The organism is Salegentibacter echinorum (genome assembly GCF_900129445.1).
Taxonomy (GTDB): Bacteria; Bacteroidota; Bacteroidia; order Flavobacteriales; family Flavobacteriaceae; genus Salegentibacter; species Salegentibacter echinorum.
The window spans coordinates 1-24,772 of the sequence record NZ_FQVT01000022.1 but is presented as its reverse complement, the minus strand read 5'-3'; the positions used below and the strand labels follow the sequence as shown (position 1 = coordinate 24,772).

The 24,772-nt window shown below is 35.1% G+C and carries 20 protein-coding genes; 5 read left to right on the top strand and 15 right to left on the bottom strand.

Annotated elements, in window-relative coordinates:
- Positions 1-62 precede the first annotated feature (62 nt).
- On the bottom strand, positions 63-878 hold the full coding sequence (locus tag BUA71_RS16525) for a response regulator transcription factor (protein WP_072881768.1): 816 nt from the start codon (positions 876-878) through the stop codon (positions 63-65).
- Positions 879-993: 115 nt separating this feature from the next.
- On the opposite strand from BUA71_RS16525, the gene BUA71_RS16520 reads away from it, so the two are divergent.
- From BUA71_RS16520 to BUA71_RS16500, 5 genes are all read left to right on the top strand, one after another.
- The gene (locus tag BUA71_RS16520; protein WP_072881767.1) at positions 994-1,662 is read left to right on the top strand and encodes a hypothetical protein; all 669 of its coding nucleotides are present in this window, start codon (positions 994-996) and stop codon (positions 1,660-1,662) included.
- 19 nt (positions 1,663-1,681) lie between these two features.
- On the top strand, positions 1,682-2,377 hold the full coding sequence (locus tag BUA71_RS16515) for a hypothetical protein (RefSeq protein ID WP_072881765.1): 696 nt from the start codon (positions 1,682-1,684) through the stop codon (positions 2,375-2,377).
- Between the two features lie 795 nt (positions 2,378-3,172).
- Positions 3,173-3,421: a hypothetical protein gene (locus tag BUA71_RS16510; protein ID WP_072881763.1), complete on the top strand. Its 249-nt coding sequence runs from the start codon at positions 3,173-3,175 to the stop codon at positions 3,419-3,421.
- A gap of 429 nt (positions 3,422-3,850) precedes the next feature.
- Complete coding sequence (locus tag BUA71_RS16505) at positions 3,851-4,357, top strand: hypothetical protein (protein WP_072881762.1); 507 nt, start codon at positions 3,851-3,853, stop codon at positions 4,355-4,357.
- 217 nt (positions 4,358-4,574) lie between these two features.
- A complete protein-coding gene (locus BUA71_RS16500) occupies positions 4,575-5,138 on the top strand; it encodes a hypothetical protein (protein ID WP_072881760.1) in 564 nt (187 codons plus the stop codon).
- 469 nt (positions 5,139-5,607) lie between these two features.
- Here the strand turns inward: BUA71_RS16500 and BUA71_RS16495 are convergent, their stop codons facing one another.
- From BUA71_RS16495 to BUA71_RS16430, 14 genes are all read right to left on the bottom strand, one after another.
- The gene (locus BUA71_RS16495; protein WP_072881758.1) at positions 5,608-6,273 is read right to left on the bottom strand and encodes a response regulator; all 666 of its coding nucleotides are present in this window, start codon (positions 6,271-6,273) and stop codon (positions 5,608-5,610) included.
- Between the two features lie 7 nt (positions 6,274-6,280).
- Positions 6,281-8,203 (bottom strand): sensor histidine kinase, encoded by a 1,923-nt coding sequence (locus BUA71_RS16490; protein ID WP_072881756.1) that lies wholly within the window; start codon positions 8,201-8,203, stop codon positions 6,281-6,283.
- 253 nt (positions 8,204-8,456) lie between these two features.
- On the bottom strand, positions 8,457-8,663 hold the full coding sequence (locus BUA71_RS16485) for a hypothetical protein (RefSeq protein ID WP_072881754.1): 207 nt from the start codon (positions 8,661-8,663) through the stop codon (positions 8,457-8,459).
- Between the two features lie 70 nt (positions 8,664-8,733).
- Positions 8,734-8,940: a hypothetical protein gene (locus tag BUA71_RS16480; protein ID WP_072881752.1), complete on the bottom strand. Its 207-nt coding sequence runs from the start codon at positions 8,938-8,940 to the stop codon at positions 8,734-8,736.
- Between the two features lie 18 nt (positions 8,941-8,958).
- The gene (locus BUA71_RS16475; protein ID WP_072881750.1) at positions 8,959-9,690 is read right to left on the bottom strand and encodes a phospholipase D family protein; all 732 of its coding nucleotides are present in this window, start codon (positions 9,688-9,690) and stop codon (positions 8,959-8,961) included.
- A 27-nt stretch (positions 9,691-9,717) separates the two neighbouring features.
- A complete protein-coding gene (locus BUA71_RS16470; RefSeq protein ID WP_072881748.1) occupies positions 9,718-12,774 on the bottom strand; it encodes a type I restriction endonuclease subunit R in 3,057 nt (1,018 codons plus the stop codon).
- A gap of 102 nt (positions 12,775-12,876) precedes the next feature.
- Positions 12,877-14,847 (bottom strand): DUF262 domain-containing protein, encoded by a 1,971-nt coding sequence (locus tag BUA71_RS16465; protein WP_072881745.1) that lies wholly within the window; start codon positions 14,845-14,847, stop codon positions 12,877-12,879.
- Positions 14,834-16,291 (bottom strand): DUF262 domain-containing protein, encoded by a 1,458-nt coding sequence (locus BUA71_RS16460; protein ID WP_072881743.1) that lies wholly within the window; start codon positions 16,289-16,291, stop codon positions 14,834-14,836. Before BUA71_RS16460 ends, BUA71_RS16465 begins: the two co-directional genes overlap by 14 nt.
- A gap of 2 nt (positions 16,292-16,293) precedes the next feature.
- On the bottom strand, positions 16,294-16,887 hold the full coding sequence (locus BUA71_RS16455; protein ID WP_072881741.1) for a hypothetical protein: 594 nt from the start codon (positions 16,885-16,887) through the stop codon (positions 16,294-16,296).
- An 86-nt stretch (positions 16,888-16,973) separates the two neighbouring features.
- On the bottom strand, positions 16,974-17,780 hold the full coding sequence (locus BUA71_RS16450; RefSeq protein ID WP_072881739.1) for a DUF3226 domain-containing protein: 807 nt from the start codon (positions 17,778-17,780) through the stop codon (positions 16,974-16,976).
- Between the two features lies 1 nt (position 17,781).
- The gene (locus BUA71_RS16445) at positions 17,782-19,908 is read right to left on the bottom strand and encodes an AAA family ATPase (RefSeq protein ID WP_072881737.1); all 2,127 of its coding nucleotides are present in this window, start codon (positions 19,906-19,908) and stop codon (positions 17,782-17,784) included.
- 19 nt (positions 19,909-19,927) lie between these two features.
- Positions 19,928-21,259 carry a restriction endonuclease subunit S gene (locus BUA71_RS16440; RefSeq protein WP_072881735.1) on the bottom strand — a complete coding sequence of 444 codons (1,332 nt, stop codon included), beginning with the start codon at positions 21,257-21,259 and terminating at the stop codon, positions 19,928-19,930.
- Positions 21,260-23,629 carry a type I restriction-modification system subunit M gene (locus BUA71_RS16435; RefSeq protein ID WP_072881733.1) on the bottom strand — a complete coding sequence of 790 codons (2,370 nt, stop codon included), beginning with the start codon at positions 23,627-23,629 and terminating at the stop codon, positions 21,260-21,262. It lies immediately after the preceding gene.
- Positions 23,630-23,753: 124 nt separating this feature from the next.
- Positions 23,754-24,772 (bottom strand): AAA family ATPase (locus BUA71_RS16430; protein ID WP_072881731.1); only part of this gene is annotated, 1,019 nt, incomplete at its 5' end.

Below are 24,772 nucleotides of genomic sequence, written 5' to 3'. Positions count from 1 at the left end.
AATAGAATGCTAAGCTATAGTTATAGAAGGCTTGCTGTTTTTTACAGGCCTTCTATAGTTGCTTATAAGCTTGGAGCAATAATCCCAGCTGCGATAGTGCGTGCAACCAATTGAACAATATTCTTAGAATTTGTTCTTTTCAGGATGTTTTTACGGTGTGTTCTAACGGTATGTATTGAAATAAAAAGTTTCTCTGCAATTTCTTCGGCACTTAAGCCTTCAGCTATTAATTTAGTAATTTCCAATTCTCGTTTTGACAATACCTCTTCTATTCCGGTGTTTATGCTGTGATTCCCGGGTTCAAATTTTCCATTCTTAGTACATACATTGAGATAAGATTTACCTCCCTGAATATTTAAAAATGAAACCTCCTCCACACTTTGGTTGGTTAAATGAGTTATATCGGTATGGATGCTAAATACATGAACAAAGCGGCCCTGTTTATCTTGAGAAAGTGGGGTAGCTTGCTGTAACATAACTTTTCGCTTACCCTTATGATCCATTAAAACATAGGTATAAAGAACTTTATAATCCAGAACTTTTTCGGATGGTAAATAATCGATAAAAAAATCTCTTATCACCCGTTCTTTACGTTGAATTTTTTCAATTTCCTCGGGAAGAGCCAAAGCTAAAATCTCTTGAAAATCGATTCCATTTTCCGGCACACTGTCTTTTTCAATAAATTCGCATACCGAATTAGAAATCATTTCTATTTCTAAGTTTTGGAAGTTGGCGATGTAATAGTAAGATTTACCCGGCGCCATAAAATCGGCCATTCTCTTAAATTGAGCCGAATGCTCATATTTTTTTATTTCTTCACTGGTCTGGCTATAGGTTTGTTTCCAATAGCGGGCAATGGCATTAAATTCTGTGCTCATAAAAGTTAAAATTTTAACGATTGTAAGGTATGAAAAATACCTTAAATGTGGTATTGCCTTATTTCATAACGGGTTATAATTTTGATAAATATTAATGTTTTATTAAAAAAACACCATGAAACAATTTTACAAACTTTTTATAGTTGGCTGTTTAATTCTAAATGGAACTGCTTCATTTTCTCAGCAAATGCAAATTCAAAACGAATTTGAGGATGTACGGCATTTTCGTATTGGGGTTAAATCTGGTATACCAAATATTTTAAGCGCTAATGCAGAATATGTTCTTCCTGTTTTAAATCGAAAATTTGCCGTAAGTGTCGATTATACCAATTTAAATATGGATGCTGATGATTTTGGTTTTGAAACTGAAGAAGGCGCTGAGATAATGGAGCAGAAGTTCATTTATTTTGAAGGAGGTATTAACTATTATTTCTTTAAGCCCGGAAAAGGTTTATACGCCGGTATTAGTTATTCTAACTATAGTTTAAAAGGAAATTTACCTGATTACGATGAAAATGAAAATGGCTCTCCCGGTGATGGTTATATAGATTTTTCAAATAGCTCGATGAATATAAAGGCTGGAGCAAAGTGGGGTGGGTTCTTCTACTTTAGGCCAGAGGTGGGTTATGCCTTTAGTCCTTTTCCTTCTACTTTTCCTATACGTGTGGAGTACGAAGATGGTTCTACAGAGTACCAGGAATTAGACCTGGATGCAGATAGTGGCTTTCTTGATATGATCTATGACGGCCTCACTTTTAATATCGGAATCGGTTTCTCATTTTAAATAATTAAATTCAAACTATATGAACACTAAAATTACATTTCTTGCTTTTTTATTTCTCACCTTTTCGGTGGTTGCTGTATCAGCTACAAATCATGCCGATGTAACCTACGGAAAAAAGAAAATCCAGGTAAGTACCTCCCAATCTGATGCCGAAATTTATGTAAATGGCAAAATGATTGGTAAAGGCTCAGCTCGCATATTGGTTCCTAAGGATGATTGTGTAAGCGTTACTGCTAAAAAAATAGGTTACTTAGAGGAACAAATTGAATTCTGCAATCAAAAAGGGATGGCAAAGCCGCCTAAAACGCATTATTTCGAGATGAAAAATGATGATGCGTTTGATGCTTCGGTACAAACCGATATAGCAAATGTAGATATTGAAATTCCTGTTAATGTAACCTCCAGAGATAAAGCCTGGAAAATAATTAACCAGATTGTTTTAAATTATATTGATGTTATTGAAATGACAGATAAGGAAACGGGTTATTTAAGAACTGCCTGGTCTCTTCAAACTTTTAAGCAAAATACCATTAGAACCAGAATCATTGTAAAAGAGTCGTCTATAAATCCCCTTGCTTTTAAAGTTAAATTGGTAAGTGAAGAATCTGGTGATGCAATGACCAGTGTAAAAAGCGATCATTTATATAAAGAATGGGATAGGGTTTTAAGAAGTTACAACAATACTATTTCAGAATTTCAAGCTAGAATAAAGTAGAATTAGCCTATTAAAAAAGGAAGCGTTCTCACATTAAACAGAGAGCGCTTCTTTAAGCAATATAAATCCTTTAAAGATGCTTAAACACTACTTTTATATAAAAATTATTTAATTGTTCTAGTAATATTTTCTTCACGTCATACTCTGGCGTATTCTCTATACATCTTTGAAAATATAATAGCGAAGTTAATTGCTATAGTGTTTAATGTTCAGAATAAATCCGCTTCAGTCCGTAATTTTTCCAATATGTAGGGTAAAGGAAAATTAAAGGGCGAAGCGGATTTTAATTTTAAGTAAAACATAAAAATTAAGTTTGTAGTGAATTAACCAAATATTAGTGATTCAGCTCAAAAAGTCAAAGTTTTAATTTACATCGGAGGCGCTTTATTCCTTTATAAAGGTCATTTCTTGTCGCCGTTCGGAGCTCTTTTTGTATATCCAAATAGATAATATGAGATTATCAGAGTTTATAGAAACTTACAATCAAACAGCTGTCATTATTTTACTGTAAGGAAAGCGCCAGGTAAAGGAAACTGATAAACCAAAACTGGAGGCTTTAGGTAGAATACTTGCTGAAAAGCTGCCCAAAGCTACTTTTAGGAGTGGTAATGCAGACGGATCAGACCTTTACTTTTCAAAAGGAGTGGCAAGTGTTGATCCAAGCCGACTTCAAGTGATTACGCCTTATAAAGGTCATCGAAAAATAAAAATTATGCAAGCGATACCGTATCCCTGGATGCAATTAATTTGGTCAATGAGCCCGAAGTAGTTTATGAATCTAAATCTCACAATAGAATGAAAAAGCTCATAGATAAATATGTGGCCGGAGAAAATAATAGGTACGTCATCAAAGCGGCCTATATTCTTCGTGATACAGTGAAAGTGCTTGGCACTAATTCCGGTGTGCCGCCAATTAGTTTCGCATTTTTCTATGATGATTTAGATAAACCTAAAACTGGTGGCACGGGTCACACTATAAATGTATGCGAGCGAAACGATGTGCCATTCCTTACACAACAAGAGTGGATGAACTGGTTGGAGTAACTATTACTGTATCTTATTGCCCTGCTTAGATTACAAATTACCAGAGGAATTTGCACAATTTTCGACTGAAATTTTAACAGTAACTCTCCATAATTGCTTTCTGCATAAAGCAATTATAATCAATTTCGCTATCTCTATATAGCACTTGTATGTTTTAAAGCTAAATCCATGAAATGAGATTGCTTTATCGCCTGCGGTTTAGCAACTGTATTTTTAATGTAGCATAAGTTTTATGGCGGATTCTATTTCAGTAGATAAGGAAGTCTGTTTTACGGAAACCCGTAAGGAAATTTAATTAAGACCGGCTAGGTTTGTTGGCTGAAAGCGTTAATTGAGGACGAAACTTATCAGTCACTTCTTGGTTACAATCTCACGTTTTAAAATAGATAACTTCATTTTTGAGATTGAAATGGTTCAATTAAAATATTTATGAAAAAAATTACTCTTTTACTACTCATTTGTATCCTGTTTTCAAGTTGTGCTCATCGAATTACAGATTTTACTATTATTTCTACGAAAAATGTAGATTTATCTAAGGCTAGTACTTTTACTAAGGGAAGATCAAGAAAGGAAGGCGTGGATAAAGCTCATATTATCCTGGTTATACCCTTTGGTAGACCTCATTTGAAGGAAGCCATTGATAGGGCGATAGAATCAACACCGGGAGCGGTTGCTCTAGTTGATGGAGTTGTTTATTCAAAGTCCTGGTGGGCTATATTGTATGGTCAATCTAAAATTATTGTGGAAGGTACTCCTTTAATGGATCCATCACTTGCCAGTAACGAAAAAGTGCCTGAATATTCCATCGCAAAACTTAATAAAAATGGCAAAGTCAGAGAAATTGCTGAAATTACAAAAGAAGAATATTTAAAGATGAAAGCTGGGATTGCAAAAGACCTAACTTCTCGAAGTTTCAGAAGTACTTCTGAATTATAAAAAAAATGCTCAATTGCTTAGAAACCCGGATTATTTCCGGGTTTTGCGTTGATAAGAAATTATGCAGATTCCTTAAACTACATTAAAGAAACGAGCATCCGGAATTTATAACCTTCTTTATTTAAAACGACTTGAATTGACGCCTATGTGTGATAGTTTCGAGGTGTAATAGCCTAATTGAAATTCTTTTAGGTTTTAACCTTTTAAGATCTTTAATATGCCAATGTTTGATGAGGACTATAATGGGAGCTTCAAGGATAATTCTGAAAAAGAAAACTTTCCATTTACTTTAGAGGCAAAGAAATGGATTAATGCTGTTTCAGCTGCCTACAAAAGAGCTCAAATGAGATGTAATTCAAAGGATTCTGCGGTTTTTTCTATGGTTTCCCCGTTCGTACTTTCTACGACCTTACTAATCCTGTTAAGCATCTTACAACTAATTAAATCCCTGGTCTTTCTTATTGAAAATAATGTAAAGAAAAATAAGATCAAATTAGCCCACCACGCCGATTCAACGAATGAAAATTTTATGACTAAGGTAGATGATTATGTAGATAAAAGTAGAGAAGAGCCCTTCCGTTGGAAAAGCATATTTGTAAATGATTACGGCAGGCCTCGTGAAATCTGGCAATTGATATACTTGTTTATTTTTATCTTCTTAATAGCAATAGCGATAATGTTTATGCTGGGACAATATTGGCCAGAACTTTTTAGGATCTATAAGGACAGTATTCTAGTTGCCGGGGGCATTAGCCTGTTTTGTGCTTTTACAAGTCTATGAATTAGGAACCTCAGTTCGACCTAACTTGATTGAAGTCCAAAGACCGTCAGTTCGAGACCTCTTACAAAAGTTTTGAAAAACGGTAATATTGGCGTAATAGGTTCAAATTTAAAGCTTAAAAAAGTTGCCACGAATACTCGAATATACAGGGGTTTCAATGATTTTTAGATTTTAAAAAACGGTTTTAACTGATTGATTTCCCTTAAATCTTATCACAAATCTATCCTTCCGACTTCATTGGCTATCGCAGAAGAAGCCACCTTTGCATAAAAAGGAAGGAACGCTTTTGATTCAACTAAGTAATCCGATAAGCCTGCTCCCATCCCTGGCAAGGAGGGGACGAATTCAGCTTCGCTGAAGAAGGGGTGGTTGCGTGTTTTTTTTTAGGTCGAATTCAGGTTAAGAGAAAATTCTGGAAGAGTGATTTTTACTCTATTTGCTTTGCTCATTTTCTGGAACAGAAGAGGTTTTAAATTAGTTTCAAATCTTTCATAATTCCAATAAGATGTGGATTGGTATTGGCATTAAATTCCTCCCTCAATTCCTTTAAACGTTTTTCGATAGCACTCTTACTGCTTGGTTTTATGTTTTCATCTTTTAATTTCTGCTGAATTTCATCCTGAGTGAATCCAAGGGCCAGATAATTTACTATGTGTATTTCGAAATCGTTTAATACCAGCAGGTTATTCTGTTGAAGTGCTTTTTCTATAGAGGGCGAATTATACTTTCCTCCGTTATACACTTCAAGCAGCGCTTTATGAAGTTCTTTTAATCCATTGCGGTCTTTGCAAACATAGCCATCAATATTTTCGGTTTCCAATAGCTCTTTCACCGTTTGCGGATGGTCTTCAATAGAATTCACGATAACTTGTAAGGAAGGATCTTCCTGTTTAAGACAGGCTATGAGTTCTTTCCCCGATGTTATCTTCTCCTCTCTATGGTCGGGTTTAAAGGAAAGGTCGCAAATAAGCAAATCGAAGGGATTTCCTTCGTTGAGCGCCTTTTTTGCCATAAGCCAGGCTTTATCACAATATTGGGCATGTGCCACTTCCTGAATACCCAATTCTTGTAGGACAACAGCCACGGCGTGGTTAATGCTGTCCATGTCTTCTGCAACCAAAACTTTTTTAAACATATTGGAATTATAATGGAACCCGGATACTTATTTTTAATCCTTTTCCTATTTCAGAATCAAAGATAATTGTTCCGTTTATGGAAAAAATACGGTTTTCCACATTTCGGAGTCCGTTGCCAGATTTTATTGTGGCAAGCTCGCTTCCACGGCCATTATCGGAATAATTTATATGGAGAAATTTTTCTTTTTTAGAAAAGATAATGGCAACGAAACCGGCTGCACTATGTTTCTTCATGTTTATCATAATTTCCTGAAGCACGCGGTATATCACTATTTTCTTTTCTGCAGAAACCTTTTTCCATTCTATGGAGTTTTCCCCGTTAATAATAAGCTTGGCACCTGCAGGTGTAGCTTTAGAGAGTGTACTTAGTAGGTGAGTAATAAAGTTTTCTCCGGTATCGATATCGCTATTTTCGCGTGAAATGTCCCTGGTTCGGGAATAAATATCTTCCAATTGATCCATTATGTTGGAAGAAGCAACAGGCTCCACGCTGCTCATCATATTGTAAATATCGTTGGCCAGCTCGTCGTGTATTTTTTTAGAGATACGCGTTTCGGTTTTATGAACTTCCTGTAGCTTTTCTTTTTTATGCTTTTGTCTAAAATAATAAAAACCGAAGCCTCCCGATACGGTTAATAGTAAACCTCCAAGGGAGAGAACGATCATTTGATTCTTAAGTTCTTCGGCTTCCAGTAGTTGTTTTATAGTTTTAGCTTCCAGGTTATTAATTTCTTTTTGCTTTTGTTCTTCATCAAACCTAATTTTAGCGAAGAGATTTTTCGACTGGATATTTTCAGCTTTTATACTATCATTAAGCAGTATGTAACGATTAGATAATTCCCTGGTTTTTTCTAAAGAAGAAAGCTGAATTAATTTTTTTATAGCAGTAAGCTGTGCCGACTTACTATTAATAGCCCTGGCAGTTAACAGTAAGCTATCGGCATACAGTTTTGAAATTTGGGAATCCTTATTTTGGTAATAATCTCCCAGATGATCATAACTGGCTAAAAGGCCATTTCTGTCATTTTTTTTTTGCCTTATATTGGTAGCTTTCAATAATTCATCCTTAACGTTTACTGATGAATCCCGTAACCATTTTGTATAAGCTAGATTATCTATAAACCTGGCTTTAGAAAGGATATTTTTTGAACTGGATCTTTCGATGATATTTTTAAAAATCTTTATAGCCTCGTCGTATTTTTCTTGATCCTGAAGAGCGAGCGCGATATTATTCAGGTTGCTCAGGCTATCCCTGGTTGAAATAGCATAGGTAAGGGCATTTCTCCATTCGGTTATAGCATCCATATAAAATCCCTGGTTACGGTAGGCTGTGGCAATGGTATTATAAGCACTGCTCACAAAAGTAGAATCCTCAGCGGCAAGATATCTTAAAGCTTCAGTAGCAGTTTGTTGGGCCCCGGAATGATCGGTTAACTGACTTTGTGCGATGGCCATTTCAGTAGTCCTTCGTCCGGCTTTGGCAGTGTCGCCAATTTTTAAATAGAGTTGCCGTGCTTTAAATGCATTTTCAAAGACCTTTTTATCGCGATTTAAGTAATCAAAAACTACAGATTTCCTGTAGTACCCTGTTGCCATATAATTTGAATCATTTTGGGCAGTTGCCGTATTTATAAGAGAATCTGAAAAATAGAGCGAGCTATCATATTTCTTTAATCTATTGTGATAATATATTTTATAGTCAAGAATAATGGGGATAAGTGTGTCATTCTTTTGCGTAACACTTTGAAGTGCCTTATTAAAATTAGCGATTTTATCCCTGATTTCTTTGGAATTCCTTCCCTTTTCAAAATAAGTAAATGAAGAATCTTTCCTGGTTGTAGGTTCAAAAGAAATATTTTCGTTGCTGCAGAAGGATAGCAGCAGGAAAGAGAGAACACCAAAAATATGAAGCAGGGGGCGTGGATTCATAAAGCGAAAATAAATAAAAGCAATTATAAAAAGACCGGGATTAGTATTAACTTACCCTACAAGATTTGATCATTTTTATCTTCAGATATTCTTTTGAAAAATAGATCCTGAATTTTTGAAAGTAAGTTTTTAGTAGGAAGCAAAATGATTTTTACTGCAACTCTTGCTTCTTCTATAGAAATAAGCCTCTAGTTTAAATCGATTTATCAATAAAATAACACTGTATTTTTAAAGGAAGCCTACATTGACCCTTCTAATTTTTACAAAAGTGGCCGTCAAAGCTGTATTCATGGACGACCACTTCTTTACTTTTTAAATTACCGGTCTGTGGTTTTTTCTTGACCTTCACTCTCCAACTTTGTTTAGTGCCGGGCAGGTTGAAAAGCAGGTATTCTGGGTAAACCCCGGTTTTTTCAAATTCGCGCACGCCGCCCTGGATGTGGGTGATTTCTAAGCTCATATAGTTGACCTAGTGAAAAGTCTTAATTCCAAGTGTAATATAGTTGGAAAATTAGAAAATCGGCTATTTACTATTCTTTGCCCCCAAATATTAGTAGAGTTTCATCTTCGGTATCTCTATCGCCAATTGGATGCGTGGTACCAAGATATAATTCAGTTACTCCATTATGAGTATTAGCTACAAGCTCTGTATTATCAGAATATTTCTCCAATATTTTTTTTAACTCTCCTACGTTCTTAACTTGCTGTACATTTTCAATAGATATACTTTCTTTCATGCTGTGTTTTTTTTAGATTTATTTAAGAATATTGTCTGCTATTTCTTCTGGCCATATTATAAATTTGCCATAAGCTCCTTCCTTTTGAATTGCCCCTAGCTTATTTCCTTTTTCTGTTGAATACCAATCATCTTCTTTCTTATACATTAATTCATTTTTCACTAATACAGAATTGACTTTTCTACTACTTAGCCCAGTCTTTTTAGAAAGTTCTTTTGTAGTTAAGTACTTAGAATTTGAAAAATTGTTCGATGTTTCCTTAGGTTTGATTTTTTCGGCCTCCTTATTTGGCTGTCGTTTTGGTGCTTTTACATAAGAAAAATCTTCGCTATTATGAAGAATAGAATCTACATCTTTTATGGCATCTTCATAAGCCTCTCTATCGTGCTCAACTACAGTATCAATTAAAATGCCCATTTCTCGATTGTGTTGCTGAGAAAACTCATATAGATTCATAGAAGCAATTATCATTTTAGATTCATTCAGATAACATTTTGCATGTAGATTTTTGAAGAAGTAAAGACGGACATAACTTAAAGATTCTAGGTACTCCATCTCTGTTGGTGCAAGTTCTTGTTTGCCAAAGATTATCCTTACCTCTACTTTCTCTCTTTCCTTATCATTTAATAGCTGTCGAATATGATCGGAAAGCTTCAAATAAGGGCTAATTATATAGACCTTTTCTTTAGCATCTCGAATTAGATTTTCAAGTTCTGCAGTAATACTCGATGTTCGTAAATATTTTGCCATAAATGCCTATTTATCGTTTTTTAATTTTTAAAAATTCCTACTCTCCCCCGCACTCACCATCCTCTTCATCGTATCAAAAAATGCCTGATAGAAAGCATCGTCTTTGGCATACAGGCGATAGAGGTCAAGTTCGTTTTTTCTTTGTTTGCGCATCACGTCTTCAATAATTCTTTTGAGGGCGAGGTCGCTATTTTGCTGATCGGCATTATTGGCCACCTTATCTTGAAAATCCTGGTGTTGCTGAATATGTTTACTCAACTGGATAAACTTCATTCGCTGCTCATCTGGCGTTGCTTCCCAGCCCTGAAACCATCTTTCATTGAAATTCCTGATAATATTTTCCAGGATGTCTTCTTCCTTTTCACCATGCGCGCCACGTGGATTTGGATTTTGCGGATCCAAACCTGTTTCTGATGCATCCAAACCTATAACCTCATTTAATTTAGTACGCTCCAATCCATAAGTAGATAGATCTACCGATTCCAGTAACTCATCCAAATTATCAGCATCTTTATCTTTTACGATCAATTTCGGAATAAGGAATTTCAGGAACCAGAACAATTTTTCCCAGGTAAGCATCTCATACGGCATAATTGCCGCCATCTGTCCGTAAATTTTCACAAACTGCTTGGCTTTGATCTTAAAATCGGCTTTGTCCTCATCTTCAAGTTCCAGTTCAGTATTAAAGCGATATGCAGCCGCATCGATGATCGGACTCAATTTCTGGGCATCTTCTTTCATAAAGAATTTCTCACAGAAAAGTTCAACTTCTTGCTGTTCGTAAATTCCGGTTTCATCTAAAGTTTCTTTTATTTCGTGAAGTACATTAATATCTGTAGCTCCGCTTAAAGAAGTGGCTGTATAAAAAGGGTCAAAGGATTTCCTGATATCGTCGGTAGAATTAAAGAAATCCAGGATAAAAATATCTTCGGTTTTCTTCCCCAGCTTATCGGCCGACCTGTTTAATCTTGATAAAGCCTGAACGGCCAAAACACCCTGCAGTTTTTTGTCTACATACATCGCGGTAAGCTTTGGTTGATCAAATCCGGTAAGGTATTTATTCGCAACCACTAAAATGCGGTATTCGTCTTTATCGAAATTTTCTTTGGTATCTTTTTCACCAAAACCATTCATATCAGCTTCGGTATATTCAATTCCATCTACGGTTTTAGAGCCGGAAAAAGCAATTAAAATCCTGAAGGGATTTCCTCTTTGTTCCAGAATCCTGCTTAAAGCTTTATAATACCGAATGGCAGAAACTATACTTTGCGTGACCACCATCCCCTTTGCTTTGCCTTTAAGTTTTTTCTTATTGACGATATTAGGAATAAAATGATCCAGGATCACTTCGGCTTTCGTATCTATGGTTTGTTGATGACTTTCTACGTAAGCCTTTAATTTCTTCTGTGCTTTTTGGGAATCGAATAGGGGATTATCTTCTATAGATTTCTCGATTTCATAATAACTTTTATAAGTGGTATAATTCGCCAGTACATCCAGGATAAAGCCTTCTTCAATAGCTTGTTTCATAGAATATAGATGAAAAGGCTTAAAGGAACCGTCTTGCTGTTTTACGCCAAATTTCTCTAAAGTATTGTTTTTAGGTGTGGCAGTAAAAGCTAAGTAGGAGGCATTTCCGCGCATCTTCCTGGCCTGCATAGCTTTTATGATCTTATCCTGCACATCTTCGTCATCTTCCTCCTGTACTTGCTGCCCCATAGACTGGTTCATCTTATCATGCGCAGAACCACTTTGTGAACTATGCGCCTCATCTATAACTACCGCAAAACGTTTCTCACTCAAATCTGAAATACCATCAATAATAAATGGAAACTTCTGAATAGTAGTAATGATGATTTTTTTTCCGCTTTCCAGGCTCTCCCTTAATTCTTTGGAAGAGTAGGCGGGAGCTACTATATTTTTGACTTCAGAAAAATCTTTAATATTATCTCGTATCTGTTTATCCAGTAAGCGCCTATCGGTTACTACGATTACAGAATCAAATAAAGGTTTTTCCATTCCTTTGCTGCCGTGGATTCCTTCTAGCTCGGGATAGGTTTCAATAAGTTGAAATGCTGCCCAGGTAATGGAATTCGATTTACCAGAACCTGCCGAATGCTGAATAAGATAAGTTTGCCCTACACCATTTTTGCCGGCGTGATCTATGATTTGCCGTACCACATCCATTTGATGATACCTTGGGAAGAACAGGGTTCTTGTGTTCAAAGGATCTTTAGCTTTCCCGTCCAGCCTAACAAAATGCTGAATAAGATTCGCCAGGCTTTTTTTAGTAAGCACTTCTTCCCAGAGGTAAGCTGTTTTATGTCCGTTGGGATTTACCGGATTTCCTTTGCCGTTATTATCACCCTTATTAAAAGGCAGAAAAAAGGTATTGCCATCATTTAATTTGGTGGTCATATAAACCTCATCGGTATCCACCGCGAAATGTACCAGGCATCGACCGAAGTTTAACAAAGTTTGTTTTATATCGCGATCAAACTTGTATTGCTTTTGGGCGTGTACTTTAGCATTCTGTCCGGTCCAGTGATTTTTTAATTCTGCGGTAATAACAGGTAGGCCGTTTATAAAAATCACGATATCAATCTCCTCCCGCGGATTCTCAACAGAATATCGTAATTGCCGGGTAGCGTTAAATTGATTGTTATTAAAAAGTTTTTTTACCCGGTCGCTGCTGCTGGCCAGCGGAGCCTGGTAAAATAAAGTAAAATGTGCATCATCTACGTCCAGGCCTTTCTTTAAAATACGCAACACCCCGTATTTTTTGATCATCCTGTCCAGGCGTTCCAGGATCTTTAATTTCCAGTCTCCATGCCTTTGCAGCTTTTCCAGTTCCACCTTTTGCGTTTCTTCAAGGAAACTCCAGAACCTTCTTGTATCGATGGCATATTTTGCATCAAAATCATCGGGATCACCAATGTAGTAACCATTACCTGAAAGATACTGCTCAGACTCCTCTGCGATGTTCGCATTAGGATCCTGCTCTTTGATCCTCTCTATGGTAATACCGGAAAGTGTTTCCTGGATGGCGGCTTCTAAGGCTTGTTCGTTAGTTTGGGTTGGCATTGTTGGTTAATTTATGTTTTCCGAATTCGAGTCAAATAAAAACTCCTTGATTTTGAGGGATTTAAGGTTCTATGGTGTAATTACAATCAAGCAAATGGCTAGTCAAATTTGAAAAGGAGAATTAAAAAAACTTGAAGTTTCGTAATGGGCTATAAATAGATCTATCATTTCTTCTTTGTGCAATTCTATTGTTGTTTCCTTCCATTCCGCAGTATAACTATTAAATATGTGGTAGGATTTTAATGTGTCATAACCTGTTTTGTTTCTAAACTCTTCTCGCTTTACATTTACCGCTTTACGGCTATATTCCGAATTCTGGTTTACGCTTAGCAATACTAAATTTCCGAAATTATCCATATGCCGTTTTTCCAGGCGTTTCGCAAACTCTGGGTTTTGTGGGTATATATGTTCTACTGAGTTTTTGGAAGTAATTCTATATTTCTGGAACTTCGGATCTTTTTGATCTTCCCAATTTTTCCAGAGAATATATTCAAGCTTAAGAAACCAATAATGTTGAAATGAAGTACCTAAATTCCCATTTAAGTAATCTTTTAGAATAAAATCCCTTGAAAGGTTGTAGTTTGGGTTAAGCAACAAGAAACTAGCTTCCTTGTCAGTTTTCTTCGTTAGTGACATTTGATTATCAATTTTTTCTAATTGATTCAAATCATTTTCCTTGTTTACAAGTAAAAAATATAAATATGGGGTGAGCCAATATTGACGGAGATAATCACCGGTAAAATATAGTACACTCTGCAACATTAACTGCTCAGATTTTTCAATTACATTGCGACCGAAATAGGTGTAGTTTTCCTTTTGATCATTTTTTGTAACGACACTTAACTCTAGGTGTTTTTCTTTAGTGTCTAAATCTGTTATCCATTTCACGATGTTAGAATCAAATGCATAACGGACCTCCCATAAAAGTTCAAAAAAACTTTTAATATTTTCTTCTGTATCTTCCTGTAAGTTTTTAAAAATGCTTATTAACCGATCTATATGAAAAGGTACATTAAAATCTGGTTTTCTATTTCTGTATAAGTAGATTCGATATGTGTGAAGAAGTAATTGGCCGAAATTTAGGATAGAGTCACAGTTTATCTCGTATTGCTTATTCTTTTCCTCCAATGGAGAATTAATAGCAAATTCATCTGCCTTTCCTTCATCGATATCTTGAATACTATAGCCCAGTGCTAATTCATCTATTTCTTCTTCTTGTTTGAACAAAAAGATATCTTTATTGTAGACCGCAAAATCTTGTGGCTTTAAGTTTTTCCAATTAGTAGCAGCAAAAACTTTTCGGACATTTCTTTCGAAATATTCACTCATATTCTCACATGATTCCCAAATTTTGCTGAATAAAATTTTGTCTGTTTTTATTTTGCTAAGCAGGTTAGCTTTTACAATATCTGTTTGTTCTAATTGAATTCCTGAATTATTTACCGTGGCAAATAATTTATTTAAATCAAACTTTTCATTTTGAGGAGTAATATTGTTTACAATTTTGAGCTGGGTGTATAAATAATCACCAAAATCTTTAAAATCAATTAGTTGTTTAGTCTTTGGGTTTATAAGGGTCTCTAATATTCCATTAATAATTGTAACCGCTTTTATTATATTAATTAGATAAGGTTTTTCTTCAAGTTCTTCTGAATCAAATTTTTTCAATGCCTCATCTGGATGTTCCAGTAGCAATTCAAAATAATTACTTACCTCTTTTCTAATTTCGAAATCCAGCCTTAAGTTATCACCGTCTCTAAGAAAATTTGTGATTTTGCTCTCTATGCCTTTTTTATAGTAAACAAACGCAATAAGCCACAAGGTAGTAAACCGTTGTTGTCCATCAATTAACTCATAATTGTTGTCCTTTTTGTCAGTAAGTATAGTACCTATGAAATAACCCTTATCTTTATTAAAGGAAAATGCATTAGCGCAATCTTTCAAAAGCTTATCAATTTGTTCAATTTTCCAAACATATGGACGTTGATAAGTAGGAATGGAAAATATTGCTGTTGAAAGATCTTGAAGACAAACTATTTCACTCTTGAATTGAAGAGGATTACATTTTTCCATATATATCTTTTTTTAGTTTACTATCGAAATCTTTAGTTACGATTCCATTCGAAAAGTTAATTGTAAAATATTTTCCCAATCCTCGAATATACCTTCCTTTTACATTGTTGTCCCCACAATTTTCATCATTAAATTTATAGGAGTATTTTTTAAGAATATTTATCACTTCTCTATGCGAATAGGTGCTAAATACCTTATCAAGAATAAAAGTTTCTTTTACAAAACTGGTCATAGTGTCCTCTCTCACTGTTCTCTTTTTTATGACTCTAAGAGAATAAACATAGCGAAATGTCCACAGTGAAAATTCATAAATATCCTTATATCCAAATTTACTCACATAGCAGAGAAGTAGTATTTCAAATAATTCTTTTAAAAATATTGTACCGTCCTTACCACTTATTAATTTATTTCTAAAATCATAAAATCTTGGATCAATTCGGTAATCCTCATTTTTCAAAAATAATACTTCATAGGTTTCAACATATTCTGTTAGAAAATCGATATAATTCTCTCCATCGTAGAGTGGTTGCCTTAGAGATTTCAAATGAGAAGTTAGGCGAATGTTTTCCTGAAAATTTGTTTTTTCGATTTCGGCCTGAATGAAAGATATATTGCGGGACTCTTTTTCTGTATTTTCCGTGAATTTTTCTACAACCTTATTTTTAATTGCTCGTTTGTGTTTGTAAAAAGGAAAATTTTCCCAAAAAACGATGTTCCAACATCGTGCTTTGCAAAGCAATTCGATGACATATTTTGTATTATCATTACTGTTGCTTTCCCAATTTTGAGCCTTATTATTTAATAACTTCTTATCTTTTATTGCCCTTAGGTGATGGGATTTAATGATATCTGCACCTGAGAGTCTTACACCACCAGTATTTTGAGTTTCAAAAAAAGTATAGGCATCATCTTCATTATCTGTAATTACTAAAGTTACGTTGAGAAGCCTCCAATTAATTGCAGGAAGCTTTTTAGATTTTAAAAATTCTATATTCTCTTTTATTCTAAAAATACTTTGCGGTGACGAATAAGTAACTTTAGGTTTTGATAAGAAGTTTTGGATTTCAGCTAAGAGTAATAAAGAAGTAATTCTTTGTTGGCCATCAATAATATTTAAATTCTCATCCGTCTGGTGAATAATAATACTACCCAAGTAATAATGGGGGTCCCCGAGCTCGTAAGAATTAAAAAACTTCGAAAAATCATCAACTAATTTCGATAATTGTCTTTTTCTCCAAACGTATGGTCGCTGGTATTCAGGTATCGAAAGTTTTCCAGAGATATTCGTTCCTGGCAAGGCAACGTTTTGAAGCTGAAAAAGATCTGCAATAGAACAACTTGTTACTTTAATTTTTTCTTCAAGCCTCTCGTCATGATTTTCTTTAATTTCCATTGGAGAGTCTTTTTCAATAGTCTCTGGAGATGATGAGAAATTTTCTTCCATTCTTAATCAATTTGTTCAATTCTCTTATTTAAATCCTCCAAAATCTCTTTTCTGCCAACAATTGAATTGTAAGCTTCCATCGTATTTTCAATAATTGCATAATCTTCCTGACTTATAGATATTCTATCTTGCCTTTCTATCCCTTTTACACCGCTATTATAATGCAAACCTTTTATGCGAGGTTCGTAATTCTGAAAGATCATCTCGTCCATTTTCTCAGCGACCGACAGTAATTCGTAGTAATGATCCTGATGTTCATCCTCAACAACATTGGATAAAAATGGAAAAACAGCTTCTTCCATATAACAATCATATAGATCTTTTGAACCTCTAATTATCGCCAATTTAAAAAGCGGGTTTTCAGGATGGTTTATCATTGCCAGGTTAGGCCGCATTCGGATAGCTGCTTCCATATAACTGGCCAGGCCATCGGCTTTAAAGCGCATATATTTTTCCATCAGATATTGGGCAAGGATTAAACTGACTTCCTCATCGTTATAAATTTTTAATAGATTTTCGAATTGTTCTTCAAAACCAGAAACACTGCCACAATCGAGGCATTCATCCATTTCAATTAAAACTTGTTCTTTGGTCATTCATTAATTTTAAAATAGTTTTTACTTATTTTCAATCTTTTTCTATTTTGAGCATGTTAATAGAAGACCTACTAAGACTCCCTAACTTAAATCTTACTGAAAAAGGTTAATATTTCTTGGCATTTCTCATTCCTTTTGATCTTTTCCGATGTAATGTAATCGGACTGACCAATTATTACGCTATTAGTCATTCCTGCTTTTTGAAGCTGTCCAGAAATACCAATTGCTGCTTTACTTTGATCACTTTTTTTTCTTTTATCTCGATCTACATCATAAAAATTATTGTAAAATGTTTTTGCTTCTTTAAAAATATCCTCATTATTCTCTTCCATGAGGGGCATTAAAAGATCTTCCAACTTTCCCACTCCATGTTCTGCCGAAAAAATATATATTCCTAATCCTAGTGTTTTATATTTTGATAGTCCAACTCCATTAAATGGTTTTACCCCTATCTCATTTTCCAACTCCTCATTAATCTGATTTATTCTTGCGGGTATTCCCAAATTATCGGCATCCAAAATGTATAATAAGTTTAATTCTGTATCCGTTGGAAGAATTTCAATTTCTCCTTCTTCCGGAATAAAAGAAATCAAAGTTGAAAGAAAGGCTTTACGAATATCTTTCCTAGAATCTCCTCCAATTGCGTAAAGAAAAATGAAGTGTTCCTCCTTCTTTAAAATGGCACTAGGCAACAAGGCTTTTTTTAATTCCTGGAATTTAAGTTCTTCAATATTTGTTTCCTTTACCTCATTTATTAACATGGATGAAATAGGCTGAGGATAATCATTAATAGGTAAGTTCTCTTTACTTTTGAATAGATCAGCTTTTAATATTTTAGAAATAAAAGCTACATCATGAGGTCCTTCACATAATACAATACTTAATTTAGGCATACTATCTTATATCAATATTAATGGATTCAACAAGAGACTTGAGTTTATTTCCTTCCAGAAATTTAGCTTTTGTGCTTTCTTCCTCATTGGACAAAGCATATGCAATCAAATTATCATCAGGGTAATTATTCTGTACGAATGCATCAATACATTCTTTACTATGAGTTGTTAAAAATACCTGCACATTAAATTCATCTGCAAGTTTTTGAATAAAAGCAGTGAAATCGATTAAAAGATTTTTATGAATTGCACTGTCAATTTCATCGACACAGAGAACTCCATTTTTACAATACCCGATTAAAAGACCAATCTCGAAGACTCTCTGAACACCTTCTCCATATTGGGTGAGATCGAGAGCTAAATCAGAATTTTCAAGTGAGACCATAAAACGCTTAATTTTATCTATTGTCGTCAATTCAATTTTCAGTATTTTGGGATCTATATATTTTCTAATGAATGAAATGATTTTAGTTAAATATTGTTCTTCTATTGCTTTAGCATGAGCTCTCTCAAGAAGTTTTGGTGTATATCGAAACGGACTACTTATAGCAGCAGTACAAAGTTTTTTTACCTCATCATAATATAGAGTAGGTTCTCTATTTGCATAAAGATGCATTTTACTGTCCAGAAAATCATTTTTTACTTGAGCTTGACAGATTATAGATTTAATGTAGTTACTCTTATCAATATGTTCATCTGTCTGTTCATAAGCTATTTCCAGAGCACTTTCTGTTTCGTTAAATACAGAGGAAATAATTATTTCATCTTGAAAAATTTCATCAATCCAATTAGAAGGTATTTCTTCACCGAAATTGCCTCTAATTCTTTCTAATTCAATTAAGGCATGAACATCATTTAAATTAGCTTGTAAATATATCGCTTCTAGTAAAGAGGTTTTCCCACTATTGTTTCCTCCTGCTATTATATTTACACGACCTGTTTTTCTTAAAAATGTGTTTTTCAATTTTTTATACTTGTTAATTTCCACACTATCGAAATGAGAAGAAATCGACAAGAAATATTGTTTAGTACTGTATCCAGCAGAAACAACAGCATTTGAATTAAAACTAGGAATAAGCCTATCTAACTTTATTTTTAAATGTTCAATTTGTTGATAATCATCATCCTTTAGATATTCACTAAACTGGAAGGCAGTATTTACTTCCTTAGATATGCTTTGCATAGCATTTTTTAATCTAGACTCTCCAACTGCATCACTAAGTGCAAAGGCTTCCGTAATGCTTCTGGAGTTTTCCATTTTATCCACAGCTTCAGGATCATCAATGAATTTTGACAATTCTCTAATCTCATGACTTTTAGTTATTATTGGTTCTTTGGTTATTTCTACCTCTTCATCAATTTCATTTTCTTCAGTAGTATATTCTGTTGAAATCCATTGAAATAATCTTTCTTCATTTAATGAATTCTCGGGACTCATTGTAGAATCACTCCATTGTAACCAAGCTTTTACTTTTGTATTTTTAATAATTTCTTCAAATACCGAATACATATTGGTCTGAAACTGATCTCCGAAATCGCTTGCCTTATATCTATCTATTAAAGCTAAAGTTCTTAGGCTTCTTTTTAAGTTATGTTTTGTAATTGCTAAGGAATCACAAACATCCGCCTCAGGTATTTTATATTTTTCTACGAGATCCCGAATGAGTTGTGCTTGATTTACGGGACTCCATTTCCTTTTACCGCTGATATGATGAATGCCCATTGTAATTAAATGTTCCACCGGACTTTCATCAGAAATTAAAACGACTTCAATACTCTTGAAGTCCTTTTCTTCCATTTTTCCTGTATCCTTAGCTTCCTGAAAATCTCTATACAGTTGTTTTAGGGCGGCAGTTCTTCGATTTCCTTCTACAACTAAATAATTGCCATCTGGTAGTTCTTTTACCTGGATAGGGTCTTTTAGAATACCATTGGATTTAAAGCTTTTTATTAGGTCTAAGATATTTTCGTTGTTCTTGCCAGCTAATAAATTAAAAGTTCTCTCCTGAATTCTTGGATTGGAAATATCTCCTTCTTCGACTGATCGGTAATCTTTATTATCAATAAATCGATAATTATTAGGATCGAGTAAAAATCTATTAAGATGTCGACTAATTGTTTTGCTCATTGGATAGTTTTTTTTAAAATTACGAAACCTTTATCTTCCCCGTCACCGCCGCGTCTATTAAACTGCTCTTATATTCCCTTAATTTTTCGATTTGTTTAAGATTGAGATTGATGGATTTTTCCAACTTAGCTGATTCTTCTTTAAAATATCTTACTATCATTTTTTGAGTACCATAGTCACTATGCACCATAAAAAGGTTACTTAAATCTGTACTATTAATAGCTGGGTAACTCATCCCCTTAGAATTAATAGTTACTTGATCAGTAAATGAATTACTTTTAACTAAGAATGCTAAAAATTCTGGATAAACAATTGACTCCGGTTGAAGTACTGCAAAACCAGTAGAATATATATAAGCAGATTTCACTTCATCAACAAAATCGATTGCCTTTAAATAGGTTCTTACTGTGCTAATTACAGTATCTCCGGTTTTTGCAATTCGACGAGCTCTAGATGGAGCTGACTTAAATTTATAAGTTTCAGTTACTGTTACACCTTTTTCAAAAGATACACTCCCTATATCTACGTATTGAAATTCATAATTTTTAGGTGTTGTTTCGGGTAGTGAATTCAAATTGATTCTACAAACATTTTTAAGTCTTTTCACCTCCCAATGCTCCGGGATCTCCCCAATCCATTCCACGCCGGAATCCCTGACTTCGACAGGCTCAATCCAGGCATTTTTTTCTTTATTCCAAACTTTTTTACCGGTAACCAATTCTTGAATAACGATCTGCTTGCGCTCTTTTAAAAGTTCGATCAATTTTTGCTTTTGCGTTATGGCAGTATCGATCTTGCCGCATTTTTTATCCAGGAAATTGGCTATGGCGGTTTGTTCTTCTGGTCTAGGAATGGGCATTAATGAATATGAAAGTTCATTAAAGCTGATATTTTTTCCCTCTCTAATTCCAACGACACTTGTTTGCAGTTCAGAAATGAAGGAATGGCTTTTAAAAAGGTATTTGTAATAAGACGATTCCAGATCTTTTCGTCTTTGTTTTAAAACTGTATAAGCTGGTGAGATTATTCCGTCATGATGACAATACTCCAAACCACCTTCGAATGATCTTAAGCTTATAGCAAAATCTCCTTTTTGAATAAACTTAAATGACTCCAAATTTCCAGAAGGCATTACCATTCTGTTTTCAACCCAACTTCTCGGAACTACTCCTTTATCCTGCGTTACGGAAAGAAGTTCTTCATCTTTCTTGTTTTTCTCTGAGTAATCAGTGTAAAGAAATTTCATTCTTACGCTTTCCCAATGCTCCGGAACCTCACCCAGCCATTCTACTCCCGAATCCTTATAAGCAGTATATCTTTGTAGCTGTGCTTTTTCTTTTAAAACTTCCATTTAGGCCAGGTTTAAAATATCCATAATTAAACCTTCGTTCTTCTCTTCCAGCTCCAGAATCTCCTGAGCAACTTTATCTAAGGAGCGCAATGGTGTATGGCGATAGAAATATTTATTAAAGCTTATCTCGTAGCCAATTTTTGTCTTATCAAGATCTATCCAGGCTTCTTCCACATGAGGTTTTACTTCTTCTAAAAAGTACTGGTGAATTTGGTCTTTTAAAGGTACATTCTCGTAATCTCTTAGGTCGCTTTCGGTTTCGTAAACAAAATATTCTCCGGGCTTTCCGGAAGGGAAATAACCAAAATGGGCCAGGTCTTCTTCTTTACAATTTAAATGCGCCAGTAAATTACTCAGTTTTTCACCGCTTAATTTTAGCTTCTTTTTAATTACTTTTTTAGCTTCGGCATCATACCAGCTAATCGCACCAAATACTGCATTTTTTTCGGAAGCTCCGGGTTTCAGCTTTAATTCTTTCAGCTTCGCATCTACTTCTTTTTTAAACAAATTGAAATCAGCATATTCTTTTTCGCCAATTACCTTATGCAGCGTTTCAGCTAATTCCAGAAGGTCTTTCTGTTTTTTCCAGGTTTTGGAACTCAGCAGTTTTTTACGATTTTTACTGCTTAGATTCAGGTCGTTTTTCTCGCACCAGGCCAGGATCTCTTTTTCGTGTTCTTTCAGTTTAGTATAAACCTCATCGCCAAATTCATTAAAAGCCCATTGCATAGGTTCCTTTAATTGTTTATCGTAGCGAAGTTCTTCAATTTTTTCTGTCGTAAACTGAGCTTTTAATCTTTTTGGCCTTTCAATAGTAACCTTGTAATAGCCAAAATCTTCATTATCGAAGACCTGCGAAGCCAGGCCTTCTATTTCAGCATTGGTTTCAGGATCTATCTTTCGGCTTACCGACTGCATTTCGGTATAATTCTTAAGGATCTCATTTATATGTTCAGGAGAAAATTCGCAGTTTTTATTCCCAAGATTTTTCCGCAGTTTTCGGTATAACTGTCCGCCATCTATCAGCTGTACTTTGCCTTTTCGGTCTTTAGTTTTATTATTGCTCAACAGCCATATATAGGTTGTAATACCGGTATTATAAAAAAGGTTGTTCGGCATCTGGATAATGGCTTCCAGAAGATCATTTTCAATAATATACCTTCTAATATTACTTTCTCCACCACCGGCATCCCCGGTAAACAGGCTGGAACCATTATGTACCGAAGCTATCCTGGAACCGGAAGGACTTTGGTGTTCCGGCTTCATTTTATTTACCATCTCCATAAGGAACAGCAACTGCCCATCTGAAGAACGCGGAATGGCATCGGCCTCTTCTTCATTTCCCCAATAATCTCTTAACTGGATTTTAAAACGAGGGTCTATAACCTCTTTCCCGTCCTTGATATATTTCTGCTCACTGCTCCAGGATTTTCCGTACGGCGGATTCGAAAGCATAAAGTCGAAACTGGTGCCGGCAAATTCGTCGGTAGAAAGTGTGGAACCCACCCGAATATTTTCAGGGTTGTTCCCCTTAATCATCATATCACTTTTACAAATGGCGTAAGTCTCGTCGTTGATCTCTTTTCCGTAGAGATACACATCGCCGGTAGCTCTTATAAGGCCTGCTTCATCCTTAATAAAATTTTGGGCTTCGGTAAGCATTCCTCCACTTCCGCAGGCAGGATCGTAAATGGTCATTACCGGCGGCAGTTTATCTTTAATAGGCTCAAAAACCAGGTGCGTCATCAATTCTATCACCTCTCTTGGCGTAAAGTGCTCTCCCGCTTCTTCGTTATTCTCTTCGTTAAATTTCCTGATGAGCTCTTCAAAAACGTACCCCATTCCCAGGTTGGAAAGTGCGGGAAGCTTCCTGCCATCGGGATCTTCTTTTTCAAAAGGCGTAAGGTTGATATGCGGAGAAGTGAATTTTTCCAGCACATCCAGCAATACATCCTTATTGGCCATATGCCTTATCTGGCTCTTCAGCTTAAATTTATCGATGATCTCTTTTACATTGGGACTGAAACCATTCAGGTAATCTTCAAAATTCGCCTGAAGGATTTGCTGGGAATTGGTGGCTGTATTGTGTAATTTCTGAAGCGTAAAATCGCTAATATTATAAAACACATAGCCGGAAGCTTCACGCAATCCGCCTTCGTCCCATTCGGTAAATCCGGCTTCGTCACGCTGGAAGGCCAGCTCTTCCATCACGGCATCTTTGGTAGGTTCGAGTAAAGCGTCCAGGCGGCGTAAAACCACCATAGGCAGAATTACATCCCGGTATTTTCCGCGAACGTAAACATCGCGCAGGCAGTCATCTGCAATAGACCAGATAAAAGATACCAGTTTATTGTGTACTTGTTGAGTCATGTATAGGTCTTGATTTTGGGTCAAAAATAAATCTGCGGAGTAGGGTAGTGCAGATTGTTTGTAAATCTAAATAAAATCTTAAAGAATAAAAAGGTTCCTTTAACATTAGGCGATCATTAATGATTTATTTCGCAAATCCCATCGCTGTAGCAGGTTCTTGCTGAATTTTATTTTGTGCATCAAAATGATAAATTTCGGCCAGGCTCATAGGATGATTTATCTGGATATCGATATCTTTTTTCTTTAAAAGCTGCTCACTTTTGGCAACAGATAGCGGCTTAAATTCGTAAGTGGTTTTAAGCCGACCTTTGCGCAGTAATGCGGCATCAATATTTTTAACATCGGTATTAAATGTTGCGATTATTTGAATTCCCAGGCTTTCGCCTAAAATTCCATCGGTAAGGTTTAGGATTGTCGATAAGTTTGAATTGCGCTGGTGATTTCGCGAAACCATAAGTTCTTCAGCATCTTCAATGATTAGGATACAGTTATGGTTTTCCAGTAACAGCCTGGTCATTTCTACATTATCCAGGCTTCCCGCCGTTCTTGGCGAAAGAAAAATGGTTTTCTTTTTTATGGTTTTTATGAGATAGCGAATATAAGTACTCTTGCCGGTACCGGGTTTTCCATGTAAGAGGAATAGTCCGCTCTCCTTTTTCTTTTTTAGTTGTTCCTTTATTTGTTGGTGTACTAAAGGGAAATCATCGGCATAATTTTCTTCAAGGTTTAAATCTGGCTTTTTAAACTTGATTTTTCTTGTAGCTAAGCTTTGCCTGTCATTAATAATCACACATATTTCCGGCTTAGATTGCTTCTTTTTATGAAATCTCGGAACAAAGTCTTTGATTTTCTTTAGAAGCGTCCCATCCATAGTTTCAAAAAGTAAAAATACCCGATCATTCTCCACTTGAAGGATTATCTTCTCCTCTAAAATAAACAGTTTGTCATTCAAGCTTTTTTTATTCCCTCTCCAGGTAGTATCACTAAATATTTTTAAAAAATAAGATTTAAAACTGACTTCAAATTCTTTCAGAAACTTCTTTATATCGTATCCACCCCACCAAGCACGTATTGCTAGAGTGCAATCCTGGATATAGCTTTGCTCAAAAATAACTACAATGAGTAAAGAACAAGAAATGTTTA